At 45.1% G+C, this 23,451-nt stretch carries 23 protein-coding genes; 9 read left to right on the top strand and 14 right to left on the bottom strand.

Features of this window, described 5'->3' with window-relative positions; genetic code table 11:
* Positions 1 to 51 precede the first annotated feature (51 nt).
* From J8L84_RS00490 to argC, 7 genes are all read right to left on the bottom strand, one after another.
* A complete protein-coding gene (locus J8L84_RS00490) occupies positions 52 to 2,217 on the bottom strand; it encodes an EAL domain-containing protein (RefSeq protein WP_348771794.1) in 2,166 nt (721 codons plus the stop codon).
* Positions 2,218 to 2,463: 246 nt separating this feature from the next.
* Positions 2,464 to 3,774 carry an amino-acid N-acetyltransferase gene (gene argA / locus J8L84_RS00485; RefSeq protein WP_211068976.1) on the bottom strand — a complete coding sequence of 437 codons (1,311 nt, stop codon included), beginning with the start codon at positions 3,772 to 3,774 and terminating at the stop codon, positions 2,464 to 2,466.
* Between the two features lie 4 nt (positions 3,775 to 3,778).
* Positions 3,779 to 5,161, bottom strand: a complete 1,383-nt coding sequence (gene argH, locus J8L84_RS00480) for an argininosuccinate lyase (RefSeq protein WP_211068975.1) — start codon at positions 5,159 to 5,161, stop codon at positions 3,779 to 3,781.
* A 10-nt stretch (positions 5,162 to 5,171) separates the two neighbouring features.
* Positions 5,172 to 6,377: an argininosuccinate synthase gene (locus tag J8L84_RS00475; protein WP_061093569.1), complete on the bottom strand. Its 1,206-nt coding sequence runs from the start codon at positions 6,375 to 6,377 to the stop codon at positions 5,172 to 5,174.
* 14 nt (positions 6,378 to 6,391) lie between these two features.
* The gene (locus J8L84_RS00470; protein ID WP_211068974.1) at positions 6,392 to 7,303 is read right to left on the bottom strand and encodes an ornithine carbamoyltransferase; all 912 of its coding nucleotides are present in this window, start codon (positions 7,301 to 7,303) and stop codon (positions 6,392 to 6,394) included.
* Complete coding sequence (gene argB / locus J8L84_RS00465; protein WP_211068973.1) at positions 7,300 to 8,106, bottom strand: acetylglutamate kinase; 807 nt, start codon at positions 8,104 to 8,106, stop codon at positions 7,300 to 7,302. The genes J8L84_RS00470 and argB overlap by 4 nt, the downstream gene beginning before the upstream one ends.
* Positions 8,106 to 9,119, bottom strand: coding sequence for an N-acetyl-gamma-glutamyl-phosphate reductase (gene argC / locus J8L84_RS00460; RefSeq protein ID WP_211068972.1), 1,014 nt, complete (start codon positions 9,117 to 9,119; stop codon positions 8,106 to 8,108). Before argC ends, argB begins: the two co-directional genes overlap by 1 nt.
* A gap of 527 nt (positions 9,120 to 9,646) precedes the next feature.
* Here argC and J8L84_RS00455 point away from each other — a divergent pair.
* Positions 9,647 to 10,057: a methylglyoxal synthase gene (locus tag J8L84_RS00455; protein WP_057794324.1), complete on the top strand. Its 411-nt coding sequence runs from the start codon at positions 9,647 to 9,649 to the stop codon at positions 10,055 to 10,057.
* Positions 10,058 to 10,167: 110 nt separating this feature from the next.
* Here the strand turns inward: J8L84_RS00455 and J8L84_RS00450 are convergent, their stop codons facing one another.
* A complete protein-coding gene (locus J8L84_RS00450; protein WP_211068971.1) occupies positions 10,168 to 11,013 on the bottom strand; it encodes a hypothetical protein in 846 nt (281 codons plus the stop codon).
* 159 nt (positions 11,014 to 11,172) lie between these two features.
* On the opposite strand from J8L84_RS00450, the gene J8L84_RS00445 reads away from it, so the two are divergent.
* On the top strand, positions 11,173 to 11,922 hold the full coding sequence (locus J8L84_RS00445) for a flagellar basal body L-ring protein FlgH (RefSeq protein WP_211068970.1): 750 nt from the start codon (positions 11,173 to 11,175) through the stop codon (positions 11,920 to 11,922).
* A 12-nt stretch (positions 11,923 to 11,934) separates the two neighbouring features.
* The gene (locus J8L84_RS00440; protein WP_211068969.1) at positions 11,935 to 13,125 is read left to right on the top strand and encodes a flagella assembly protein FlgT middle domain-containing protein; all 1,191 of its coding nucleotides are present in this window, start codon (positions 11,935 to 11,937) and stop codon (positions 13,123 to 13,125) included.
* 54 nt (positions 13,126 to 13,179) lie between these two features.
* Here the strand turns inward: J8L84_RS00440 and J8L84_RS00435 are convergent, their stop codons facing one another.
* Positions 13,180 to 14,004, bottom strand: a complete 825-nt coding sequence (locus J8L84_RS00435; protein WP_211068968.1) for a Spy/CpxP family protein refolding chaperone — start codon at positions 14,002 to 14,004, stop codon at positions 13,180 to 13,182.
* 248 nt (positions 14,005 to 14,252) lie between these two features.
* Between J8L84_RS00435 and J8L84_RS00430 the strand changes: the two genes are divergently transcribed.
* The 4 genes from J8L84_RS00430 to trmL all read left to right on the top strand — a co-directional run bounded on the left by J8L84_RS00430 (position 14,253) and on the right by trmL (position 17,944).
* On the top strand, positions 14,253 to 14,993 hold the full coding sequence (locus tag J8L84_RS00430; protein WP_211068967.1) for a response regulator transcription factor: 741 nt from the start codon (positions 14,253 to 14,255) through the stop codon (positions 14,991 to 14,993).
* The gene (locus tag J8L84_RS00425; RefSeq protein WP_211068966.1) at positions 14,990 to 16,369 is read left to right on the top strand and encodes an ATP-binding protein; all 1,380 of its coding nucleotides are present in this window, start codon (positions 14,990 to 14,992) and stop codon (positions 16,367 to 16,369) included. The genes J8L84_RS00430 and J8L84_RS00425 overlap by 4 nt, the downstream gene beginning before the upstream one ends.
* Before the next feature lie 63 nt (positions 16,370 to 16,432).
* The gene (locus J8L84_RS00420; protein WP_211068965.1) at positions 16,433 to 17,398 is read left to right on the top strand and encodes an alpha/beta fold hydrolase; all 966 of its coding nucleotides are present in this window, start codon (positions 16,433 to 16,435) and stop codon (positions 17,396 to 17,398) included.
* Positions 17,399 to 17,479: 81 nt separating this feature from the next.
* The gene (gene trmL, locus J8L84_RS00415; RefSeq protein WP_211068964.1) at positions 17,480 to 17,944 is read left to right on the top strand and encodes a tRNA (uridine(34)/cytosine(34)/5-carboxymethylaminomethyluridine(34)-2'-O)-methyltransferase TrmL; all 465 of its coding nucleotides are present in this window, start codon (positions 17,480 to 17,482) and stop codon (positions 17,942 to 17,944) included.
* A gap of 61 nt (positions 17,945 to 18,005) precedes the next feature.
* Here the strand turns inward: trmL and gpsA are convergent, their stop codons facing one another.
* The 4 genes from gpsA to J8L84_RS00395 form a co-directional block, all read right to left on the bottom strand.
* The gene (gene gpsA, locus J8L84_RS00410; protein ID WP_211069291.1) at positions 18,006 to 19,010 is read right to left on the bottom strand and encodes an NAD(P)H-dependent glycerol-3-phosphate dehydrogenase; all 1,005 of its coding nucleotides are present in this window, start codon (positions 19,008 to 19,010) and stop codon (positions 18,006 to 18,008) included.
* A gap of 11 nt (positions 19,011 to 19,021) precedes the next feature.
* Positions 19,022 to 19,528 (bottom strand): protein-export chaperone SecB, encoded by a 507-nt coding sequence (secB, locus tag J8L84_RS00405; protein WP_013785633.1) that lies wholly within the window; start codon positions 19,526 to 19,528, stop codon positions 19,022 to 19,024.
* A gap of 61 nt (positions 19,529 to 19,589) precedes the next feature.
* Positions 19,590 to 19,850, bottom strand: coding sequence for a glutaredoxin 3 (grxC, locus tag J8L84_RS00400; protein ID WP_211068963.1), 261 nt, complete (start codon positions 19,848 to 19,850; stop codon positions 19,590 to 19,592).
* Between the two features lie 12 nt (positions 19,851 to 19,862).
* Positions 19,863 to 20,288, bottom strand: a complete 426-nt coding sequence (locus tag J8L84_RS00395; protein ID WP_061996933.1) for a rhodanese-like domain-containing protein — start codon at positions 20,286 to 20,288, stop codon at positions 19,863 to 19,865.
* Positions 20,289 to 20,545: 257 nt separating this feature from the next.
* On the opposite strand from J8L84_RS00395, the gene J8L84_RS00390 reads away from it, so the two are divergent.
* The gene (locus tag J8L84_RS00390) at positions 20,546 to 21,700 is read left to right on the top strand and encodes a peptidoglycan DD-metalloendopeptidase family protein (protein WP_211068962.1); all 1,155 of its coding nucleotides are present in this window, start codon (positions 20,546 to 20,548) and stop codon (positions 21,698 to 21,700) included.
* A 143-nt stretch (positions 21,701 to 21,843) separates the two neighbouring features.
* On the opposite strand, the gene J8L84_RS00385 is transcribed toward J8L84_RS00390, so the two are convergent.
* A complete protein-coding gene (locus tag J8L84_RS00385) occupies positions 21,844 to 22,179 on the bottom strand; it encodes a hypothetical protein (RefSeq protein WP_211068961.1) in 336 nt (111 codons plus the stop codon).
* A 324-nt stretch (positions 22,180 to 22,503) separates the two neighbouring features.
* Between J8L84_RS00385 and J8L84_RS00380 the strand changes: the two genes are divergently transcribed.
* A complete protein-coding gene (locus J8L84_RS00380) occupies positions 22,504 to 23,304 on the top strand; it encodes a divergent polysaccharide deacetylase family protein (protein ID WP_247670483.1) in 801 nt (266 codons plus the stop codon).
* Positions 23,305 to 23,451: the final 147 nt, after the last annotated feature.

Here is a 23,451-nt window from a genome sequence, read left to right as displayed (position 1 = left end):
ATAGCCGGTTTAAAATGCAAGAGAATAGGTATTTAAATTTGTTATAGACAGTTATTGAAGCGCAGCTTTTCCGACGATAATAGCTTTGTCCATTCCCTGCCAGGCTTCAAGTGGGGCTGGTTTGCCGTATAAATACCCTTGAAAAAGAGTGAAGCCCATATCAATAAGCAGGTTAAGTTGCGCTTGGGTTTCTACCCCTTCAGCAATGGTTTTCATTTCAAGGCTTTTGGCTAAATCTAGCGTCATCTGCACTATTTTACGGTGGCGATCTGAGCAATCAATGCGATCGATAAATTCTCTGTCTATTTTTAGCACAGATGCTGACATATCAATAAGTTGCGACAAAGATGCGTGGCCAGTACCGAAGTCATCAATAATGATAGTCGCGCCCACATTGGCCAATGAAGTTAGTCTGCGTTTTGTCTCTTGATGACTTGCCAATACCGAGGTTTCCGTTAATTCAAGCTTCAAGCGTTCTTGTAAAAAAGGGCTCTCTGAATAGCGGCGCAGTAATTTTTCATAGAATAAGTCACTGAGTAGTTCAGGCCCTGACAGGTTTATAGCCACGGGAACAGGTGGAATACTGATGGGCCAATTTTCAATAAGCTCAATGGTGTTATCAAGCACCTTTTGAGTGAAGAGAATATGCCAATTGTTCTTTTCAATAACAGGAAGAAATTGGTAAGGGTGAAGTATTTTACCCTCATCATCATCTTTAAGCCGAGCCAGCACTTCAAAGCCCACTATTGCATTATCAATGGAAACTTGAGGTTGTAGCCATAACGCTAAACAGCGATTGTCGAGTAATCGCTTCACTTTGTCTCTGTGCTGTGTGTCCTTGCGAATAAGTTTTATTACATTGCTATCGAACTGGCTGAAATCTCTATTGCTACCGGCTTGGCTTAAGGCAATAGCACAAGACTCGGTAATTTGAGAGGGCATTTGGGGAGTGTCAACATGCACGAAGCCGCCAAGCCAATTCAAAGGTTGAGAGATTGTTTCCAGGTTGTCATCAATCTGAATGAGGCTAGGAAGTGTGTCGCGAAGCCAAGTATTAAAGTCTTTCGATTTGTGCAAGTCGTGTTGGCATGAAACGAGAAACCTAGCGCCAGGTAAACGATACACGCAGGCTGATGCGGGCAATGCACTTTGTATTTGCGCTGCACATTGGGCCATTGCTTTGTCACCTTGCGTGTAACCATACTGCAAATTAATGTCCCGCAAATTCGCAAGCTTGAGCATTACCGCTTGTGTATTTGCGGGAACGGGTTGATTAACACTGCAATTCCAATAATGATGGTTTCGCAGGCCAGTGAGTTCATCGTAATAGTGCTTTTCAAAATGTTGACGTTTAAATGCGTCGAACTTGCGGCCATGTTCCGTAGCTTCAGATACGTCAAAGCAGTGGATTAATTGTTTCTTGTGATGCTGAAGACTTGCTGATTGGAGTTCAAAAGTAGCGAGAGGATTGCCCGATAGATGTGTTTTGTGTCGATGACCGGCACTTATTGGCTCATTAAGCTCAAACAGTTGATGAACATAGTAGCAGGGCTCTGGTAATTGATTAATAAGTTTTCGGGCGCTTTTATTGGCCTGCAATATTTTCCCTTGCTGATCACAAAAAAGGGAAGGGGTGCCGCCGTTATTAAAAATTTCCTGATAACGACTTACCAGCTTTTCCATCTTTTTCTTTTGCTTCAAATTCAAAGATGACTGACTTTCTAATGACGTCATCACTCGAATCACGGCCATAGGAAGGCAAAAGTTAAAAAACATAAATATTAACGAACTCAAATAGGTGTGAGTATCGGGTAAGGTGATGTCGATGCCGAAAAGTGGAGCGATTGGCTTGTTATTTATGAAAATAGCAAAAGGAATGAGGTTTAAAAGCATGCCGATCATGGCCGCTTTATTGCCGTAAAATAGTCGTAAAATAATGGGAAGAGTGAAGAAAAATAACAAGCCGTAGCGCGCTGAGGTAATATCAATCGTGAAGAAAAGTATGCACAACCCTGCTAGTACAATGGTGAGAGTAAGGCTGGCTGACGCGAGTTTTATTTGACCTTTACGAAGCCCCAAGGTGGCGTAAAGTAACGCTGAAAATCCAATGGTAAGGTATAGAACATAGTACATACCTTCTTGATAGGCAGCATAAGAAGAGTGCAGCACAATGGCTGAGGTTAGGGTAACGACGATAAGCAGGATAATTCGCAGCACGCTAAGCTTCCAAGTGTCAGCGTCGGGGGCGCGAACATGCTCTGTATCTAGAAGGAGATAACGTTTGAGTAAAGTACTGCAACGATTAAACACTACATATAACCGAGTAATTATTCTGTCATCAACGTTATCCCAGCCTTAGCTGTTTGTCGAGAGTATTGTTTTAAATTACTGATAATTATTAACAAATTTCTCTTTTTTGTTAATGGGTTGTGCGCGCTTCAATGTTAGCGCGCTATACCATTGTTATATGTTTAGTGTGAACACTTTAGAGTTACGCTGAAAATTATAGAGCTCTTTTTTTACTTCCGGTAGGGCACTGATATCAGCATGTTCAAAACCTTGCTCTAAGAACCAGTGTGCAGTTACCGTAGTCAGTACGAACACACGATTGATATCTGCTTCGCGGGCACGAATTTTAACTTCATCTAAGATGCGCTCACCACGATTTTTACCGCGATAATCAGGGTGGGTAGCCACACAGGCTAATTCAGCGCAGCCATCCTCAGGGTAAAGATAAAGCGCCGCACACGCGATTATCATCCCGTCGCGAACAATCACAATAAACTGATTAATTTCACTTTCCAGCCGTTCACGAGAGCGTTTTACCAACACGCCGCTTTCTTCTAGCGGTTTGATGAGCTTTAAAATACCGCCCACATCATCAATAGTGGCTGCACGAAGTTGTTCGTAATGATGTTCCATTACCAATGAACCTGTACCGTCACGAGTGAAAAGTTCTTGGAGTAGGGCACCGTCCTTTTCGTAGCTTATGCAGTGCGCACGAGGCACACCGGCTGCTACGCTGGTAGTCAGCGCCTTTAACACCGTATCTTCGGTAGTAATATTACCGCTTAAAATAAGTTGTTCTAACTGAGGGCGTTCAATGGTGCGAAGTAACTTATCTTCGCTATTGTAAATACCGTCGAAGTTAGAGAAGACAATAAGCTTGTCAGCTTTAAGGGCAATGGCCGCTTGGGTGGCTACATCTTCATGGGAAAGGTTAAAGACTTCCCCCGTAGCGGAATACCCCATAGGGGAGAGCAGTACTATAGAGCCATCGTTTAAATGGTCATTAATACCTGTGGTATCTATACGACGCACCATACCGGTATTTTCAAAATCAATACCGTTGCGTACACCCATAGGCTTAGCCACCACTAAATTACCTGAGCACACGCGAATTTGTGCGCCGTGCATCGGTGAATTGGGTAGCCCCATGGTAAGTAAGGCTTCTACTTGTGAGCGCACAGAGCCTGCGGCATCTTTCACGCACTCTAGGGTTTGCTTATCAGTAATACGCACGCCATTTTCGAACCGACCTTCAATGGTGCGAAGGGCAACACGCTGATCAATTTGAGGGCGGGCACCATGTACCACCACCACGCGAACCCCTAAGGTGTTCAGCAGGGCAATGTCATGAATAATGTTGGGGAAGTTAGGATGTTCAATGGCTTCGCCACCGAACATCAAAACAAAGGTTTTCCCTTGATGAGCATTGATATAAGGCAGTGAGCTTCTAAAAAGCTTAACGCCGTCATGATGGGCAAGCACCATGTTATTACCCTTGCTTGTCGAGGTTTTCTAGCTCTTGATACAGTGCTTTTGTCACTGTTTCTTTGCTAGTACCACCTAATATGTTGCGTTGGTTCACGCCGTACTCTAATTGCAATACGGTATAAACATCATCTTCAATTTTATCGCATACCGCTTGTAAGCTTGCCAAAGGTAAGTCTTCAATCGCGCAACCTGCTTCAATGGCTTCTAGTACCACTTTACCGGCAATATCATGACCTGTTCTAAACGGAATACCTTTACCTACTAAGTAGTCGGCAAGTTCAGTGGCGTTAGCAAAACCTTGTGTGGCAGCTTCGCGGCAACGGTCTTCATTAAGCTGCAATGAATCAAGCACCTCGGTAGCAATACACAAGCATATATGCCATTGGTTTACTGTATCGATAGCGCCTTCTTTGTCTTCTTGCATATCTTTGTTGTACGCGAGAGGAAGGCCTTTCATGGTCACAAGTAAGGCTTGTAGTGAACCGAATACACGGCCACATTTACCGCGCATAAGCTCGAGTGCATCCGGGTTTTTCTTTTGCGGCATTAACGACGAACCTGAGGTTACGCTATCGCCAAGCTGCAAGAAGCCCGCTTCACCAGAGTTATAAAAAATCATGTCTTCAGCTACACGAGACAAATGCATCATGCTGGTACTGGCAACAAACAGAAGTTCTAATACGAAGTCTCTGTCCGAAACCGCATCTAGGCTGTTTAAGCACGGAGAATCAAATCCCAGTTCTTCGGCGATAGCGTGACGGTCAACCGGGTAAGTTGTACCAGCCAATGCACCAGAGCCAAGCGGACACTGGTTCATGCGTACTTTTAAATCGTCTAGACGGCTTAAGTCGCGCTTAAACATTTCAACATACGCTAAGCACCAGTGCGCAAAGTGGATAGGCTGAGCACGTTGCAAGTGGGTGTAACCAGGAATAATGGCTTCCTGGTGACGACTTGCGGCATTAAGGAGTGAGCGAATAACGGCTACAACATCACTACGAAGTGAAGCGATATGCTCACGTACCCACAAACGGAAATCGGTGGCTACCTGATCGTTACGGCTTCTACCCGTATGTAACTTACGACCAATATCACCAAGCTGCTCAATAAGTGCAGACTCAACAAAACTATGAATGTCTTCTTCGCTAGAAGCGTTAAAGTCTAATTCACCCGCGTCAGCTTTCGCTTTTAAGTTGCTGAGTGCACCTTCAAGTTGTGCTTGTTCGTCTGTGGTTAGCACACCTGCTTTTTGCAGTGCACGAGACCAGCTAATAGAGCCTTGAATATCTTGGCTTGCCATCACTTGGTCAAACGGCAACGAATCGTTAACCTGCTTGAACATGCTACTAGCGCCTGATTCGAATCGACCACCCCACAATGCCATGTGTTACTCCTTAACCTTGGTTTTTCAATGCAGAAATACGACTTGAAAGACTGAATAGACGAATAAAGCCTTCAGCATGTTTTTGGTCGTAAACATCATCTGCACCAAAGGTAGCAAAATCTTCAGAGTATAGGCTGTTCGGTGAACGACGTTGAGTAACGGTCGCCTGACCTTTATAAAGCTTCACTACGATGTCGCCAGTCACTTTCTTAGCGAAAGACTCTGCGCCTGCTAGTAAGGCATCGTTTAAGGCTGTGAACCAACGGCCGTCGTACATTACGTGAGAGAACTCAAGGCCAATTTGCTCGCGGTATTTAAGCGCAGCTTTATCAAGCACCATAGTTTCAAGGGCTTTGTATGCTTTAAGCATTACCGTGCCTCCTGGTGTTTCATAACAACCACGAGACTTCATGCCAACCAAACGGTTTTCAACAATATCGATACGGCCAACACCATGTGCTGCGGCAACTGTGTTTAGCTTAACCAATGCTTGGTAAGGCGATAAAGCTTCACCGTCAACGTGAGTAAGTTCACCTTCGTTGAAAGAAAGCGTCACGCGCTCTGGCGCATCTGGCGCATCTTCTGGATCAACTGTCATGGTCCAGATTTGCTTAGTAGGCTCTTGCCAAGGATCTTCTAATTCCCCACCTTCGTGAGAAATATGCCATGCGTTTGCATCGCGGCTGTAAATTTTGGTAGCAGAGGCTGTGGTTTCGATATTGCGTTCAGCCAAGTAGGCCAATAAGTCTTCACGAGATACCATGTCCCACTCACGCCAAGGCGCAATTACAGTAAGCTGTGGAGCAAGGGCCGCAAACGTACTTTCAAAACGTACTTGGTCGTTACCTTTACCGGTACAACCGTGACAAAGTGCATCTGCACCTACTTTAAGGGCGATTTCTACCTGCGCTTTAGCAATAACAGGGCGCGCCATCGACGTACCAAGTAGGTATTCACCTTCGTATACCGCACCGGTTTTAATGGTAGGGTAGATGTATTCGCGTACGAACTCTTCTTTCAAGTCAACGATGTGACATTCGCTAGCACCAGAAGCAATGGCTTTCTCGTGTAAGCCTTCAAGCTCTTCATCGCCTTGGCCAACATCGGCCGCAAAGGCAACAACTTCACAGTCGTAGTTTTCTTTAAGCCATGGAATGATGGCTGAAGTGTCAAGGCCGCCTGAATAGGCGAGTACGATTTTCTTTACGTTTTGCATCTAAAAGAGTCCTCTTAGGCACTTAATAATTGAGTGAGAATGGCGTTTTGGCCATGCATTCTATTTTCGGCTTGTTGCATCAATAACGACTTGTCGCTATCAATCAACGAACCTGTAATTTCTAGGTCGCGGTGTGCTGGTTGGCAGTGCATTACATAGCTTGCACCAGTAGATTCCATCAGCGCCTCGTTAACCTGATAAGGCATAAATTTCGCTTTAATATCAGCCAAAGGCGTTTCATCACCCATCGACAACCAGGTATCAGCGTAGATCACATCGGCGCCATTTGCAGCGCTAACGTCATGGCTTTCAACAATGGTCGCGCCAGTTTGTTCGGCAAGCTTTTTGGCGTGCGCGACAATCTCGGCATCACATTCGTGACCTTCAGGAGTAACTACCACCTGATTGCAGCCTAATAACGCACCTGCAATTAACAAAGAGTGAGTGACATTATTGCCATCACCAATGTAGGCCATGGTAATGCCTTGGGTCTTACCAAAGCGTTCAAATACGGTTAGGTAATCGGCTAATGCCTGACAAGGATGATACTTATCGCACAGTGCGTTAACGACAGGCACTTTAGAGGCAGTAGAGAACTGCTCTAAGGTATTGTGAGAAAAAACACGGGCCACAATAGCATCAGCCCAACAGGCCAAGTTTGCAGCCATATCAACCGCGTCTTCACGGCCAGCAAGTTTTCCACCTTGGCTATCAAGATACACCATGTGGCCGCCTAAGCGGTTAATGCCAATATCGAAGCTGACACGGGTACGTAAAGATGGCTTTTCAAACAAGGCGACTACCGATTTTCCGGCTAATACATTGCTGTAGCTTGAAGGTGATTGTTTAATTTCAACAGCCAAATTCAACAACTTATGCATTGCTTCGGGTGTCCAATTGGAAAAAGTCAGTAGGTCTTGTTTCATAATGCGTCTCCTAGTACGCCACGTTCCGGTGCTTGCGATGAAGGTAATACCTGCGTGCCCGTATTCTTATTTAAAATGTCAGTAATGTCAGCCGCCCAGCTAGCAATGTAAACCGGGAGTCCGAGGGTATTGGCAGACTGCAGCGCGGCGTCTACCTTAACTTTCATACCATCAGTAATGACCCCAGCTTGTGCAAGCTCGGCAATGGAGTCTTGATTAAGCACTTCTATCAGTTGCTTATCAGCATCAAGTACCCCATCAACGTTCGATAACAACAGCAATTCAGCGTCAAGCAGTTCGGCAACCACTGTCGCGGCTTGGTCGGCGTTGATGTTCAACAAGCGACCTTCAGGGCTGCTGCCAATTGAGCTTATTATCGGTAATGTGGCTTGCGCTAGCGTACTCTTAAGGAAAGAGGCATCGGCAGTTGAAGGAATACCTACCGCGCCATACTTCTCAGCCATCGGTTGGCACACTACCATATTGCCATCAAGTAAAGAAAGGCCGACGGGCGTTAATCCTGAGGCAATCGCCGCAGCACATAATTGTTTGTTTGCAGCGCCCGCTAGCGCACCACAGATATACGGCATATGTTCATCAGGGGTTACTCGAAGGCCATCAATTTTGGTGCTTGCCAAGCCTAAACTTGCCATTAGGGTTTCAACCAAAGGGCCGCCACCGTGAACCACGGCAACAGGGCGCGATTCGCTAACGTGCTTAATGCTTAAAAATAGCTTTTGCATAGCGGCAGCGTCATCTAATAGCGCGCCACCTACTTTAATTACAACGGGTGAACTGTTCATTATTGCACGAGTCCTGTTTCAACCGGCTGGGCAGTCATAATATTAAGGCATTGAATGGCCTGTGATGCAGCCCCTTTCATGACATTGTCGATAGCTGCCGTCACTACTGCATAACCAGATGTTTCATCAAGCTTCCAGTGTAAATCAACAAAAGGCGTATGCGCCACATCGTCAATTTTAGGGAAACTTGAACGTAATCTTACTAAAGGTGCATTAGTATAAGCTTCGGTAAAGGCGGCATCTAATTGAGCGCTGGTCACGCCTTTGTTTAGTTTAACCGTAACCGTCGCAAGTATGCCCCGTTTGAAGTTACCTAAATGAGGGGTAAATATAACCGGGGTTGCTAAATAGGCTTCAATTTCTGGTGTATGACGATGGCCAAGTACGCCATAAGCTTGCAAGCTTACTTCATAGAAACTTGACGTTAGGCTGGCTTTTCTACCCGCACCGGATACACCCGATACCGCATTGATCACAGGGCGAACCGCGTTATCCAGTAAGCCATTAGCAGCCAAAGGTTTCAGCGCGGATAAACTGGCAGTAGGGTAGCAACCAGGTACAGCAATAATATCTGCTTGTGCAATATCATCTTCGTACCATTCAGCTAGCCCATATACCGCCTCTTGCAAACTCGCCTTCGCGGTATGAGGGAAACCATAAAACTGCTCAAAGACTTGGGTATCTTTAATTCTAAACGCACCAGATAAATCTAGTATTTTTGCTTTGCCCGCAGACAAGGTTTCCATCCAATCGTGACTAGCTTCATGAGGAGTCGCCAACAGCACAAAGTCCATTTTGGTTGCCAACTCTACTAATATGTCATTGCTAATAGGCGTCAACGTATAGTTGAGGTGGGCTAGGTTGCCATGAAGTGCCGCAATGTTTTTGCCTGCATCGGCACTATTTTCTGAGACATAAGTCCCCTCAAGCGACAAAGCAGGATGTTGATGAACTAATTGAACTAGCTGTGCGCCGGTGTAACCACTGGCACCAATAATCGATACGTTATACATAATGAGAAATTCAATAAATGGAGAAAAAAATCACTTTTTACCTTTGTAAACTGATTTGGCGTAAATCCTTGCCTAACCGCTACCACATTACAAAGGTAAAAAGTGTGCTACCGAAAAAGCATATTCGCAGACATTCGTCGTCGCAAGCAATGCAATGTGCAGCTATCCAGGGGAGAGGTTAACTCATTGACGTTCCCAGTATTACTACCAAGAACGAGAGTTGGTTGTGTCATCGGTGCTTCCTGTGTCTGTATCAACCCTAAAAATGGGTTGGATGCCTTAACCGTCGCCTAGTTTACTTATATGGAATATTTATGCAATAAAAATGTATAAATATTTTAAGTTTTTGGTGCCATAGATCTCATATTAAATAGCTGGTTAGGAGTTTTATCTATAGTAGCCACTGAGATATGACATAATGTTGACAATTGAGTGTATAAAACTGAATATTTATACTAATTATCGCATAAATCGGCGATGATACGGATTAACCATGGTTAAACAAACGACAGTTGGAATTTCTAAGTATGAGTAAACTTACCGTTGCGCTGGTGGCTCACGATCATAAAAAGCCCGAATTACTAGCATGGGTGAATAATCACATCGAAATAATGAAGCAGTGTGACCTAGTGGCAACTGGCACTACAGGTGGGCTAATCAGTGATGAAACTGGATTAGAAGTAAAACGGTTTAAAAGTGGTCCACTTGGCGGCGATCAGCAAATTGGTGCATTAATCGCTGAAAACAGACTCGATGCGCTGTTTTTCTTTTGGGATCCGTTAAACGCAGCTCCTCACGACCCTGATGTTCGCGCACTATTGCGATTGTGTTCAGTGTGGAATGTGCCAGTGGCATGTACGCCAGCCACCGCTGATTTAATGGTAACGTCACCGCTTTTCTTGTCGTCTGAATACAAACCCATTAAGCCTAACTTCTAAGCGTAGCGGCGCTAGCCGCCGCTTATATCTCTTAAGCACCTAGCTTTTAAACACAAAACGCTTACATATAGAACGCTCACACATTAGCTCCCCAAGGTTAGCGCAACCCATTAACCACCAGCTTGTCGACGTACAAATTCATAAACGTCACTAGCGGCAGTTGATGACGTCTCGCCATCGGCCTCATCTACCATTAAGCTATTTTCTCCGGTGCTTTCGGTGGCTGCATTGCCATTGATTATTTGTTTACCGGCGTCCCATAAATTATTTGAGATACTTTTACCGGTAAGTCCCTCTACAGTGAGGTCGACGGCGTTATAAAGTAATCCCCCGAGACCACCATATAAGAAGCTGCCTGCCATACTGGAAGCCGCTGCAATATGGCTTGATGTCGTCGCCTCATAAATATCAGACACAATCGGTAAATGGTTTACAATATTGAGTGTGTCAAAACCGTCTTGCAGCCCCAATCCATCCTCACCAAATGCTGATGTCATCATGCTATCGAACATCGAAGTTGTTGGCAGGTCGGTTTCTGTACTTGCTGCTTCAACAGCAGTTGAATCGGTTGTTGAAGACGAAGTACTGCTTGATGACTGCGCTGCGGTGTCAGTTGAAGACGTTGATGCTGCCGCAGTCAGCGCCGCGAAAACATTATTTTGCAGGGCACCAAGCAATTGATTTTGCATTAGGCTAATGGCGTCATCAGTGACGAGGTTCGATAACAAGCTGGTATCAAATTGACTTGTGCTAGTACTGCTTTGTGAACTTGACGTTTCTGACGTTTCGTCATTGCTGGCTTCTTCATTTGACAACAAAGCGGCAAACATAGACGGCAAAGACTGGCTAGTTGTTGCCGCTTCCTCTGTCGTAGTGGAGGTGGAATTTTCCCCCGCTGACGGCACTGCTGAAAGCAGCGAATTTATTGTGCCTTGTGTAGATGTTTCAATGGCCATAACTCCCCCATACCCGCAGGCATATCATTGTTTTGTAAAGGTTTTGCAAAGTTACTAAAGAACGTATTTCGTGTTGAAATTATTCGTTTAAACTTGCTCCTGTTCGGGTCATGGATGGCACTTAAACAACATTATTTTTTATTTCCTTCAGAGCACATTATGAAAAATCGATGCCAGAAAGTGTTTCTTGCCCTTATCTTTACAATGACCGGTTGCGCCCAAACGGTTTCACAAGAAGAAGAAGTGGTGGCAAGCAGTCCAACCAATCCAAAAGTAGAGCAACGCGCTATCTCGCCCACCTCTGATGAACCTGCACCAGGCGATCCTACTTATGCCCCGCCGCGGGCTTATTCTGTTGAACAAGTTCGTATTCCTAGCGGCTCTTTATTTAATCCAGAGTTGGCCATGGGGTTATATCAGCGTCATAGCCAGTACAAAGTTGGCGATATGATTTTGATAAAGCTGGATGAAACCACCCAGTCTGAGAAGTCACTCGATTACAACCAAGATAAGAACAGCACCTTTGATATAGAACCTTTAACTGTGCGGGTAGGGGGAATTCAAATTGAAGGTGATGATCTTGAAGTAGACCATGAGCAAGACAGCGAATTTACCAGTTCGGCCCAATCAAGCCAGTCAAATTCACTGCAAGGAAGTATAACGGTTTACGTTACCGCGATTACGCCAGCGGGAAACCTGCTGGTCACCGGGGAAAAATGGATAACCATGAATAAAGGGAAAGAATATATTCGTTTTTCAGGTGAAGTACGCAAGCAAGATGTGGATGAAAGCAATACGGTGGTGTCTTCAAAAGTGGGTAACGCACTTATTGAATATAGCGGCACCGGAGATTTGCAAGAGAACCAAGAGCGCTCTGTAATAGACAAATTGTTCGCAATATTCGGTTAGTAGGTGAAAAGCATGAAAGGCTATTTTCGTCTGGGTATAGCAGTAATAACCATGTGGCACGGCGCAGCCATGGCCATTTGGGTACAAGGTGAAGCTAGTCTCAATTTTACCGGTGCAGACTTAGATTCTGTACGCCCTACGGTGATTAAAAATGCGATTGCCGATGCGTCGTATAAGAGCGGAAGTGTTATTGCCGCCGAAGATGTTTTAATTAATGGGTTAATACTTAGCAGTAAAGCCGAGCTTCGTACCGCGGGTCGAATACAGCGGGTCGAAATTATCAGCGAAAGCGTTCAAGACAATGTGCTATCGGTAGTGGTGAATGTTAATTTAACCCCTTTATTTGACTGCGAACCCAATCGTTTTCAAAAGCGTTTGCTGGTGACCCACTTTGCCTTACTCGATTCACGACAGGCGGCCACAGGCGGTATTTATAATATTGGTAAACACATTACGCAACGATTCGCGCAGCAACTGAAAAATACTGCAGATACGCCTAACGTTATGCAAATATCACAGGCCATGACAAACGCCGATATGTGGTCTGCCGAAGCGCTATCAGGGGTAGAGTTGCAACAAAAATCTACCTACTTACGTGATACCTATGGTCAGCAATTCGCACTCTTCGGCTATATAAAAGACGTCAGCTTGTTTGAGCAGATAGCACAAAGTGAATCTTTTTTTGACAGTGACGAGGTGGCGGTTAGACGCAACTTTACCCTTCAAGTGTTTGTATTAGATACCTTCAGGCAACGCATCATTTATAACGACAGTTATCACAGTGAGGCAGACTGGGGGTTTGAAAATAGCTATCAAGTTGATACTAATAACAGCTTGTTTTGGCGCAGTGAGTACGGGCGAATGGTACTAAATACAGTAAATGCAGCGGTAACCGATATCTCTGCCGCCATTACCTGCGAGCCCACTTTTGCGCGAGTGGTTAATACGAGTAATCAGCAGATAATTGTCGATTTAGGTGTTGCCCAAGGTATTCGCGAAGGTGACAGCTTTCAGTTATATAAACAGCAGTCATTACCGGTGCTTTTATCACCCACTAAGAGCGTTATGTTACCAGTAGAAAATGGGCAATTTGCTATTACCCATTTAGGTGATGAAGTGAGTGTGCTGAAGGTTGAAGGCGCTGAATCGGCGGTTCACTTATACGACATTGTTTCGCCAGTACAAAAAAAAGACGCAAACTAAGAGTTTGCGTCTTTGCTTACGTTCCATGTTGTTATCTGTTTCTAGCCAATAGGGTTAGTTATCGCTAAACAAACGGCGAAGCGCGTCCATGTTTTCGCGCTTTTGCTGCATCTCGACTTGCTGGGCGTCGGTCAGTACAGCATACGTGGCTTGTTTATGAGTAATGTCTTCTATTGCTGCGTTAACGAGATCATCTTTATATTCAGCATAAAGGGCATCCCACGCAGATTCAGAAAAATTGCCACTTCTTACAAGAGCTTTTCGAGCGTCTTTGAGTGCATCCATTGTCACTTTGTGTTGAAAGCGGGTTTCACGAAAAGTGGCGTTTAAGGTTTCTAGTGATGCTAGCTGCTCGTCAGTCAGTTGCAGTTCTTCAAACGGTAGGCGAGGGCCTCTTGGTGGCTGGCCTCGCATAGCACTTCTGTCAGCACCTCTATTAGCCCCTCTTTTCAGACCGTGGGCTGCTTCTCGCTTAGTTTCCCGCTTAGCTTCAAACTCGGTTAGCATATTGCGTTGCGACTCTGAAAGCAGGCGATAAATCTGACTACGAAGTTCGGCAATAGCAAAATGCTGCTCATGTTGTTTCAGCATTCTGGTTTCAACAAAACGACGAATTTCACTTTCCGACAGGCTGGCGAAACCGGACATTTCTGGTTTCTTTGGGGGAGCGTCTGGCCGTTCGTGGTTGGCCTTAAACGCGGTTACAAGGTTTTTCACCTCATCCATTTGCTCTGAAGAGAGAGAAAGGCGGCTTAACGTTTTGATCATTTCCATCCCAGGAGCATGATCTCGCATTTTGGGGCCATTGGGGGCCGCACTAGCGTTATGGGCTAGGGTAAAAGTGGTAGCTAATAACCCAGCAATGAGAATTGATTTCACGGGCGTCTCCTTTGTATTCGCACTCCAGAAGCTTACTCGCTCTGCGGGCAAAAGCAGTCAATGCAGTGTAAAGCTTGTGTAAAGTTTGAACCATACGCAGATTCTATCGGTCACAAAGTTTATCATTTCCATCGTTTGTGTGTGGGAATGGCTAGGTAGCCGCTCATTGTGTTTCTTAGCTTTAAAGCACAGCGTGCAGTATTTAACCGTTGTCATTCCTCTATGCATTATACTTGGGTATCCGAAAGATGAATCAAGCCGTCGTAGGTTTCAAAAACATGAGTTCAGAGTTTCATTTACAGTCTATTCTTATTATCGATGATGATAATGAACTAACTGACATGCTAGCCACCTATCTATCAAGTATGGGGTATCAAATTCAGGTCAGTAATGACGGACAGGCAGGGTTGGCGGAAGCGACGGCTGGTGGTCATTACGATCTTATTTTGCTTGATGTCATGATGCCTAAAATGGATGGCTTCGATGTACTTAAGAAATTAAGAGTGAGCCATGCTACACCAGTGCTAATGTTAACGGCGCGCGGTGACGACTACGACCGCATTCTAGGGTTAGAGCTAGGTGCTGACGATTACTTGCCAAAGCCATTTAATCATAGAGAGCTGGTGGCGCGAATTAAAGCCATATTTCGAAGACTAGCTTTGACCAACAGCGGTGGTACTATTGAACAAGACTTGATTGTGAACGAGCTATTTTTAAGTAGCAGTAGCCAGGTCGCCAAAGTCGGTGAGGTTGAAATGACCTTAACCAGTACAGAGTTTTCTATCCTCCGGTTACTAATGCTAAACCCAGGAAGCCGAGTAACAAAAGAAGAAATTAGTTTGAAGGTTTTAGGTAAATCGCTTCAAGCGTTTGATAGAAGTATCGATATGCATGTGAGTAACTTACGTAAAAAAATAGCCGCTATTAGCACTATCGAAAAAATTAAAACTATTCGTGGTGTGGGTTACATGTTGCTATCTGGTCAATGACGTTTCTACGCAAATTAAACCCAGCCCGCGCCATTATGGGGCGTTTGTTTTTATGGTTTTGGGCAACCTTTATTTTTACCGCTGTACTAGCAGGGTGGGGGAGTCGCTTTTTCTTTGAAGAGCTTGAGGTCAATACGCCTTCTGTAAAAGAACTCGACCAACTAGAGCGTGTCCTTGATGGTATTAACAGTGACAATGCGATGCGTGGGCCATTGAGAGTGGCAATTGATAGAAGTGCTCGCGCTTTAAGAGGTCGAGCCATCGCAGTTCATGTAGAGTCGGGGCGTGTGATAGCCTCAGGTGGTCCTCCCTTACGCGAAGAGGATAGAAAAGATATTCAGCGTATTGTCGATCAAAAAGTACCTATTACGCTGAATCGTGGCGCCTTAAAGATAACCGGGCCTGTGTTCTTTGAACGAGATGGAAAACGATTTGCACTGTTTTTTGCGAAATTTGAACCGCTTGGCGAAAAATCCCCTCCTTTTATGTTGTTTCTCTGTATTGCCATTGTAACTACGTTTCTATTGTCATGGTTATTCGCAAAATCGCTTACCCGTCCAATTCTACGCATTCAAAAGTCTGCTCGCTTACTATCAAATGGCGATTGGGACACGCGTATTGATAACACGGATAAGCGCCAAGATGAGCTAGGTCAGTTGGGTAGAGATTTCAATTCAATGGCTAATCAGCTGGAAAAAATGTGGAGCGCCCAAAAGCGCTTACTGGCGGATATATCCCACGAACTACGTTCTCCCCTTGCACGATTGCAAATGGCTCTTGGCTTGGCGCATCAGCAAAATGTTGACCCTGCGTCACTAGCGCGTATTGAACGAGAAGCTGAGCGTATGGAAGCCCTAGTCACGCAATTGTTGGAACTAAGTCGCGCTGAAAACGGGGTAACCACCTTCTCTTCCTATTCTTTATCTCTGTTGTTTCGCGACATTTTTACCGATGGGCAGTTTGAAGCCGCGAATAGTAATAAAGCCCTCGATATAGACGAAATACCCAAGCTGACGGTATTGGTAGACCAAGTTTTACTTTGCCGTGCGGTAGAGAACGTATTACGTAACGCCATCCGCCACAGCACATACTTAACAACGGTTGAGTTTACGGTGACTGAAACCGAGTGGGCAGTGACCATTTGCGACGATGGTGAAGGTTTATCAAGTGAAGAGTGCGAACGGGTATTTGCTCCTTTTTATCGTGCAACCCTAGCCCGAGAAAGAGCTTCTGGCGGGGTAGGCTTGGGCTTATCCATTGCAAAAGCTGCCGTAGAATTGCATCATGGCGCAATAAAAGCAGTGACAAGAGAAGAAGGTGGCCTAAGCGTCACACTATCCTTCCCTCGTAAGTTAGAAGACACTCAACGCGCATAGCTCCACATTGCCGTGTTGCGTTCACGCGTTCACTGCCTCACGATTCTATTAGGATATGCCTCTATGAGCTGGACGTTTACGTCAGAGCAAGACTTAGCTTCAACGTTTGCCACTGCAATAAATCCTTTTTGGCAAACTTCTGTCACCCTTGGCGAACTTGTTGGTAAAGATAACATTGATGTGCGCTACGCATGGTGCATACCTGAAAACCCCAGATCCACGGTGGTGATAAGTTCTGGGCGTATCGAGTCTTACTTAAAATACAAAGAGCTCATTTTCGATTTGTACCAAAATGGCTTTGCAGTGTTCATTCTTGATCACCGCGGTCAAGGGTTATCGGGCCGTATGACTCACGATCCTCAACATGGATACGTGGCGGATTTCGCTGATTATGTGGATGATTTAATTACCTTCGTGAATGATATTGTAATTCCACGCCAACAGGGCGAGTTGCAGTTACTTTGCCATTCTATGGGCGGCGCAATTGGCGCACTAGCCCTATTAAAAGACCCTAATTTGTTCGACAAAGCCGTACTTGCATCCCCCATGTTTGGTATCAAACCGGCGCTACCCAATTGGTTGGCTAATAGCCTTATAAATGTAGGGCTTAGTATTAATAAAATGAAAAAGCGTGAGTCGGGTTATTTCTTCGGGCAAACGCCTTATATTGCATTTCCTTATGCCCTAAATAAGCTTACGCATAGTAAAAGTCGCTACAGCTTATTCCGTCAACTTTATGATGAAGAACGCCAAATTCAACTTGGCGGTGTAACAACCGAGTGGTTACGTGCAGCGCAAGCCGCAATGAATACCATTGAACTTAATGCGGCCTCTATTACTACCCGTTCGTTAATATTAAGTGCAGATGGCGACAGTATTATTGAGAATAAACGCCAACGTCGCGTGGCGGCTAAATTCCCCAATGCTGAGGTAGAAATTATTCCTGTGGCGTATCACGAAGTACTTACCGAATCAGACGATATTCGTGACGCTGCACTTTCTACTGTATTTGATTTTCTAAGCGCGTAAAATAGCGCGAATGGGCATGAGCGCCCATTCGTTATCGCCATTTAAAATCGTGGCAATTTAGCATTTCGACAGTGAGCCAGCATGTTAGACATCGTACTTTATCAGCCAGAAATTCCCCCCAATACCGGAAATATTATCCGCCTATGCGCCAATAGCGGCTTCATGTTGCATTTAATTGAGCCTCTTGGGTTTGAGTGGGACGATAAGCGTGTACGTAGGGCTGGGCTGGATTACCATGAATTTGCACACGTTAAGCGCCATGCTTCGCTAGATGCTTACATTGAAAGTGAAAAACCGAGCCGAATCTTTGCTTGTACTACCAAAGGCAAAGCATTTCACAGCGATGCACAATATAAAAAAGGCGATGCCTTATTGTTTGGGCCAGAGACCAGAGGCTTACCCGACGATGTGATTAATGCGCTTCCGCCTGAACAGCGAGTACGTATTCCCATGCTACCCGACAGCAGAAGTATGAATTTATCGAATGCGGTATCGGTGTTTGTGTATGAAAGCTGGCGTCAGTTAGGTTACGACGGCGCACGCTAGACATAAAAAAACGCGCAGTATTTGAAGCTGCGCGTTTTTTTAAGCGGTTTAGCAAGACAAACTAGCCTTCGTTTTTGAGATCGCGACCGAGTAAGGTTAATGCGGCCTCTTTGGGCGATTTACCGTGATAAAGTACCGCGTAAATCTGCTCGCAAATCGGCATTTCAACACCTACTTTATGCGATAACACATGCACTTCTTCTGTGTTGCGATAGCCTTCTACCACTTGCCCAATTTCTTCAATCGCCGTGTCGACAGATTTACCTTGCCCTAAGGCTAAGCCAAATCGACGATTACGTGATTGATTGTCAGTACAGGTTAGTACTAAGTCACCAAGGCCAGCCATGCCCATAAAGGTTTCTGGCTGCGCGCCAAGCTTCACGCCAAGGCGAGTAAGCTCTGCAAGACCACGCGTAATTAATGCCGTACGCGCATTGGCACCAAAACCTAACCCATCGGCTAACCCAGCGCCTATGGCAATCACGTTTTTCACCGCACCGCCTAATTGTACGCCGGTGAAGTCAGGGTTTTTGTATACCCTAAACGATTTCGCACAATGCAGCTTAGCAGCAAATTCGTCAGCAAAGGTTTCGTCTGTGGATGACAACGAAATAGCGGTAGGCAAGCCCGCCACCATTTCTTTCGCAAACGTGGGGCCTGATAACACGGCTAGCGGATACGCCGTACCCAGAATTTCTTCTGCAACTTCTCGTAGTAGGCGACCGGTCTTAGGTTCAAGCCCTTTGGTTGCCCAGATTATTCTATGGGTAGGCTGCAACAAAGGCTTAATGCTTTGAAGCATTGCAGCAAAGCCATGGCTTGGCACGACGACAAGAATATCTTGGCTAGCGGCAATAACCGTTTCTAAATTGGCATCTACATTAAGCGCATCAGGAAAGGTAGCGCCTGGCAAATAGCGAGCGTTTTCTCTGCTTGAAGCCAGTGCCTCCACGTGCTTTTCGTCGCGCCCCCACAATAAGGTGGGGTGACCATTTCTGGCTAAACAAAAAGCAAGGGCGGTGCCATACGACCCCGCCCCTAATACTGAAACCGAATTCGGGTTCATCATAATGGTGCTTACGCGTCCATCTTAGGCGCTTCGCCTTGTGCTTGCTGTGCACGCTTTTGAACGTAAGCAGCGAAGATAGCGTCGAAGTTAACTGGCGCTAAGTTCAGTGGAGGGAAAGTTCCACGGTTAACAAGGTTTGAAATCGTTTCACGAGCATACGGGAAAAGCATGTTCGGGCAGAATGAACCTAGCGTATGCGCTTTGTTCTGATCTGGCATTTCGCCAATAGCAAAAATACCGGCTTGCTGAACTTCACACAAGAAGGCAGTTTCTTCGCCAAGGGTAGCGGTAACGGTTACTGACAACACAACTTCGTAAACATTTTCGTCTAGTTTGTTTGTGCTAGTGTCAATATCTAGCTTAATTTCTGGCTTCCACTCTTTAGTAAAAATAGCCGGCGCATTTGGCGATTCAAAAGAGATATCTTTAGTGAAGATACGCTGAATGTTGAATTGAGGGGCTTGCGCTTGGTCGCCTGCTGCGGCGCCATTGGTAGTCTGATTATCGTCAGCCATGATATTTCCTGTTTAATTGTCGTTTTACTTTAATGTATTGCGTTGCTTACGCGCTGACGCGTTATGCTAACCCAAGCATAGGATTTAGTTTTTGCTGTGCTTCTAGTGCCATCATTTCATCACAGCCACCTACGTGCTTATCGTCGATGAAAATTTGAGGCACTGTCCAACCGCCATTGGCGCGCTCAATCATTACGTCACGCAATTCTGGCTGAACATCAATAGGGTACTCTTGAAACTCAACACCTTTCTGTGCGAGAAGTGCTTTAGCACGATGGCAGTATGGGCAATGGCCCTTGGTGTAAATCTCTACTTTACTCACTATGATCACCTATTATTTTGAAATCGGTAAACTTGCACTTTGCCACGCGTTCATGCCGCCTTTAAGCACTTTCACATTAGTGAAACCCGCTTTTGACATCGCACCAGCTGTACCACGAGCTTGATTGCCCATGGCGCATACAACGATAATGGGTTTATCTTTGCTATTTTCAAGCTTAGCGAAGTTTTTCTCGCGTAATTCTTCTGGTTTTATTTGCTTAGCACCTAAAATGTGCCCCGCTTTAAAGTCTTTAGCCGCACGAGTATCGAAGACAACCGCATCGTCTTTATTCATTAATAAAGTGGCTTCGTGTGTATTTACTTCTTTGATTGAAGAGGTAAACGTTGAAATGTAGCTAAACACCAACATGCCCACCAAAGCAACCCATACACCAGCAAGTACAATATTATCGCTGGCAAACGCTATTAGCTGATCCATTACTTCAAACCTTGTCTACAGACCATGAAAAGAGTGCAAAGTATATAGAAAAACGGGCGAGAAACCACCCTGCAATAGACAAGCGTGTATGGTAATTGTGTGCGGTACAATAGCTGCTTGATATTACAACCAAATTGCACTGGGATTTAATCTAGCCCTCAGATACACTGATACGCTAACTATCACCATGATTGTAGGCAAATTCTGCAATCTGTTTTTACCACCAATACACCGCCAAAGGCTGCTATTACCTTTTTATGTTTACTCAACGCTTTTGCTCAATTGTATGTTTTCTGGCTGCCATATTCGGCTTGGGCATAGTCTCATTTACCGCGGCTGCGCAAGATGTTAGCCAAGAGAAGCTGGCAGAATTGCAAGTTGAATTAAGAGCGCGTCAGCAGGTTTTAGAAAATAACAAAGCTAGCGCACAAGAACTTGAGCAAGTACTCAAGCGCTCAGAACTTGAAATAGCGAAAGTGGCGAAAGCCTTGGCGCAAAACAAACAGCAATTAAATAGTGTGTTAGCGGAAGAAGAAGCGCTTGTTGAAGAGCAAGAAGGCTTAAAAGAAGCTATTCGCCAGCAACAGTCCTTACTTTCAAGTCAGTTGAAAAGTGCCTTTATGGCAGGGCATTACGACTACGCTAAAATGTTGTTCTATCAAGAAGATGCCCGTAATTTCGAACGGGTCATTACGTACTATCAGTATTTAGCCAAAGCCCGTCAGCAAGAAATTACTCGTTTCAGAGACAACGTAGCTCGCCTTGAAGCGGTAACCGAAGAACTGGCTGAAAAAGCGGAATCTCTGCTCGCCCTTCGCAAGACACAAGAAAGTCAGCGCGGGGTATTGTTAACTCGCCAAGACGATAGAAAGCAAACGTTAGCCAAACTTAATAAAACCATCGCCAGTGAAAGCGGACGAATTGCCACCATGCAGGCAAATGAAAAAGCGTTACTAGACGCTATTGAAGCCGCCCGTATTGCTGCCGAGCGCGCTGCCGCTAGAGCCAAGGTATCGCTTGATGGGTTAGCCAAATTAAAGGGCAAGTTGTTAGTGCCTGTTGAAGGTCACATTCGTAAACTCTTTGGCAACCGTAGGCAAGGGCAAGTGCGCTGGAAAGGTATTATTATTGATGGTTCTGAAGGCGAGGCGGTAAAAAGCGTGGCATCGGGCAAGGTACTTTATGCTGACTGGCTTCGCGGGTTTGGTTTAGTGGCCATTGTCGACCATGGCGAAGGTTATATGAGTGTTTACGGGCACAACCAAGCGTTGTTGAAACAAGCTGGCGACGATATTCTTTCTGGTGAAAGCATTGCTTTGGTAGGAAGAAGCGGCGGACAAGATTACCCTAATTTGTATTTTGAAATACGTCATAAGGGAAAAGCGCTAAACCCCACCGCTTGGTTTAATTGATTTCGCAACTACAATAGCTTGGTTTCACTTATCGCACTGATTCAACCTCATCTTTTGATGTACGGTAAAAACGCTGCGCAAAGTGAGTCCAGCGCTTATTCAAAAGCCCAGTGCAAAAAGTTAAACCCCAATGCTCGAACGGATTATACCGTTATTGAAAATGTGGAATTGTCTGGTAAGTTCGATGCTTCTTGTTGTGGTGGAGGAGGCGGTGGTTTGCCCATACCCGCTAATTCAGCAATATTTTTACCTTCAAAACCTGCACTGCTTAACGCGCTATTCAAAGATTTACTTGGCTCGATACCTGCCTCTTTGAATTGTTCTACAATGGAAGCAGCATCTTCGCTTGATAAGTTTTCTGGGTCATAAGATGACAAAATATCGCTTACAGATTCTTTTTGAGTATCGCTAAGTGCTTGGCCTTCAGGGCGAGGCGGCATGCCTGCTTGCATGGCTGAGCTGTTTACAGAAGAAATCATAATTACTCCACAATAAATAGTATACGTTGTAACCTTATCGACTATTAAAGCTGAAATTGAGCGACCTGGTCACTCTTTACGCAACCTTTACACACTAAGAACGGCTTAGCAGTGCTTGTTTCCTTTTTGTAAATTGGTATGCTGCATTAATGCTGGTTCAGTGTAACCAAGATGCAACAACACTTTTTATCTGGCTTGGCTCTTATTTGGTTTAGCCTAGTTGTTAGTACCAGCAGTGCGCGCGGAAATAATAAAATCAATAATGGAAGTGAATAAACGTAGATGAAGGTGCTTTGGCGTCTGTGTATTTTATCGTTAATAATAATGACGAGTTTTACGAGTCATGCTGCTGGGTCAGCGACTATCCCTGTAAAGCCTCGCGTTATTATAATTCTTGATGATCTGGGATACCGAAAATCAGATATGGCGGCCTTTGCGCTTCCTAGTGAAGTTACCTTTTCCATTTTACCGCAAACCCCTCTTGCACAAACTATTTCACGTAAAGCCGAGCAGCAAGGCCGTGCGGTCATGTTACACATGCCAATGCAATCAACCAGTGGCAAAGCCATGGGCCCCTTAGGTTTATCTACCGATATGTATCCTGCTGCCATTACTCATACGCTAAGAGCTGCACTCAAAAGTGTGCCAAATGCGGTGGGGGTTAATAATCACATGGGCAGTGCATTTACGGTTAAAGAACCCGCCATGCAAACCATTATGGAAGAGATAAAGCGCCAAGGACTTTTCTTTGTCGATAGTAGAACCAGTGTAAATACCACAGCGCAACAAGTGGCAGATAGAGTGGGGGTGCCTAACGCGAGCCGGCAGGTGTTCCTGGATAATGATCGCTCGGTAGCATCACTTAATAAGCAGTTCGAATACACAAAACGATTAGCTAAACGAAATGGCACCGTTGTGGTTATTGCACATCCCTATCCAGAAACCATTACCTTTTTAGCACACACTTTGCCTAACCTCGTTAACGAGGGAATTGCTTTGGCGTCGGTAAATGACTACTTCGAGGAAGTGGCTAATACCTCCAATGGTGTCTCTAATAGCACCTTGGCAAAAGAAGCCTATCGAAAACCGCTGTCAGAGGCTCAAGCGGCCGCGCCCAATGAATAGCCTCCGCGCCCAATGAATAGTCTCCGCGCCTAATGAATAGCCCTTGTTAGTTTCATTGAAGCAATAAGCACTACTTTTTCCTTTTCTGCTTTTTCCATGATCAGCACGTCGATATTTTACCTATTAATAATCAGTTGTTTACCAACT

It is taken from the genome of Alteromonas sp. MMG017 (assembly GCF_018100795.1).
In the GTDB taxonomy this organism is placed as follows: Bacteria; Pseudomonadota; Gammaproteobacteria; order Enterobacterales; family Alteromonadaceae; genus Alteromonas.
The sequence above is the reverse complement of the archived record's forward strand: the minus strand, read 5'-3'. Positions and strand labels throughout refer to the sequence as shown.

Coding starts and splice junctions, on each gene's coding strand:
- argA (WP_211068976.1), bottom strand. CDS start 3,774: ATGGTGCTTGCCCATCATGACGGCGTTAAGCTTTTTAGAAGCTCACTG.
- argH (WP_211068975.1), bottom strand. CDS start 5,161: ATGGCATTGTGGGGTGGTCGATTCGAATCAGGCGCTAGTAGCATGTTC.
- J8L84_RS00475 (WP_061093569.1), bottom strand. CDS start 6,377: ATGCAAAACGTAAAGAAAATCGTACTCGCCTATTCAGGCGGCCTTGAC.
- J8L84_RS00470 (WP_211068974.1), bottom strand. CDS start 7,303: ATGAAACAAGACCTACTGACTTTTTCCAATTGGACACCCGAAGCAATG.
- argB (WP_211068973.1), bottom strand. CDS start 8,106: ATGAACAGTTCACCCGTTGTAATTAAAGTAGGTGGCGCGCTATTAGAT.
- argC (WP_211068972.1), bottom strand. CDS start 9,119: ATGTATAACGTATCGATTATTGGTGCCAGTGGTTACACCGGCGCACAG.
- J8L84_RS00455 (WP_057794324.1), top strand. CDS start 9,647: ATGAGTAAACTTACCGTTGCGCTGGTGGCTCACGATCATAAAAAGCCC.
- J8L84_RS00450 (WP_211068971.1), bottom strand. CDS start 11,013: ATGGCCATTGAAACATCTACACAAGGCACAATAAATTCGCTGCTTTCA.
- J8L84_RS00445 (WP_211068970.1), top strand. CDS start 11,173: ATGAAAAATCGATGCCAGAAAGTGTTTCTTGCCCTTATCTTTACAATG.
- J8L84_RS00440 (WP_211068969.1), top strand. CDS start 11,935: ATGAAAGGCTATTTTCGTCTGGGTATAGCAGTAATAACCATGTGGCAC.
- J8L84_RS00430 (WP_211068967.1), top strand. CDS start 14,253: ATGAATCAAGCCGTCGTAGGTTTCAAAAACATGAGTTCAGAGTTTCAT.
- J8L84_RS00425 (WP_211068966.1), top strand. CDS start 14,990: ATGACGTTTCTACGCAAATTAAACCCAGCCCGCGCCATTATGGGGCGT.
- J8L84_RS00420 (WP_211068965.1), top strand. CDS start 16,433: ATGAGCTGGACGTTTACGTCAGAGCAAGACTTAGCTTCAACGTTTGCC.
- trmL (WP_211068964.1), top strand. CDS start 17,480: ATGTTAGACATCGTACTTTATCAGCCAGAAATTCCCCCCAATACCGGA.
- gpsA (WP_211069291.1), bottom strand. CDS start 19,010: ATGAACCCGAATTCGGTTTCAGTATTAGGGGCGGGGTCGTATGGCACC.
- secB (WP_013785633.1), bottom strand. CDS start 19,528: ATGGCTGACGATAATCAGACTACCAATGGCGCCGCAGCAGGCGACCAA.
- J8L84_RS00395 (WP_061996933.1), bottom strand. CDS start 20,288: ATGGATCAGCTAATAGCGTTTGCCAGCGATAATATTGTACTTGCTGGT.
- J8L84_RS00390 (WP_211068962.1), top strand. CDS start 20,546: ATGTTTACTCAACGCTTTTGCTCAATTGTATGTTTTCTGGCTGCCATA.
- J8L84_RS00385 (WP_211068961.1), bottom strand. CDS start 22,179: ATGATTTCTTCTGTAAACAGCTCAGCCATGCAAGCAGGCATGCCGCCT.
- J8L84_RS00380 (WP_247670483.1), top strand. CDS start 22,504: ATGACGAGTTTTACGAGTCATGCTGCTGGGTCAGCGACTATCCCTGTA.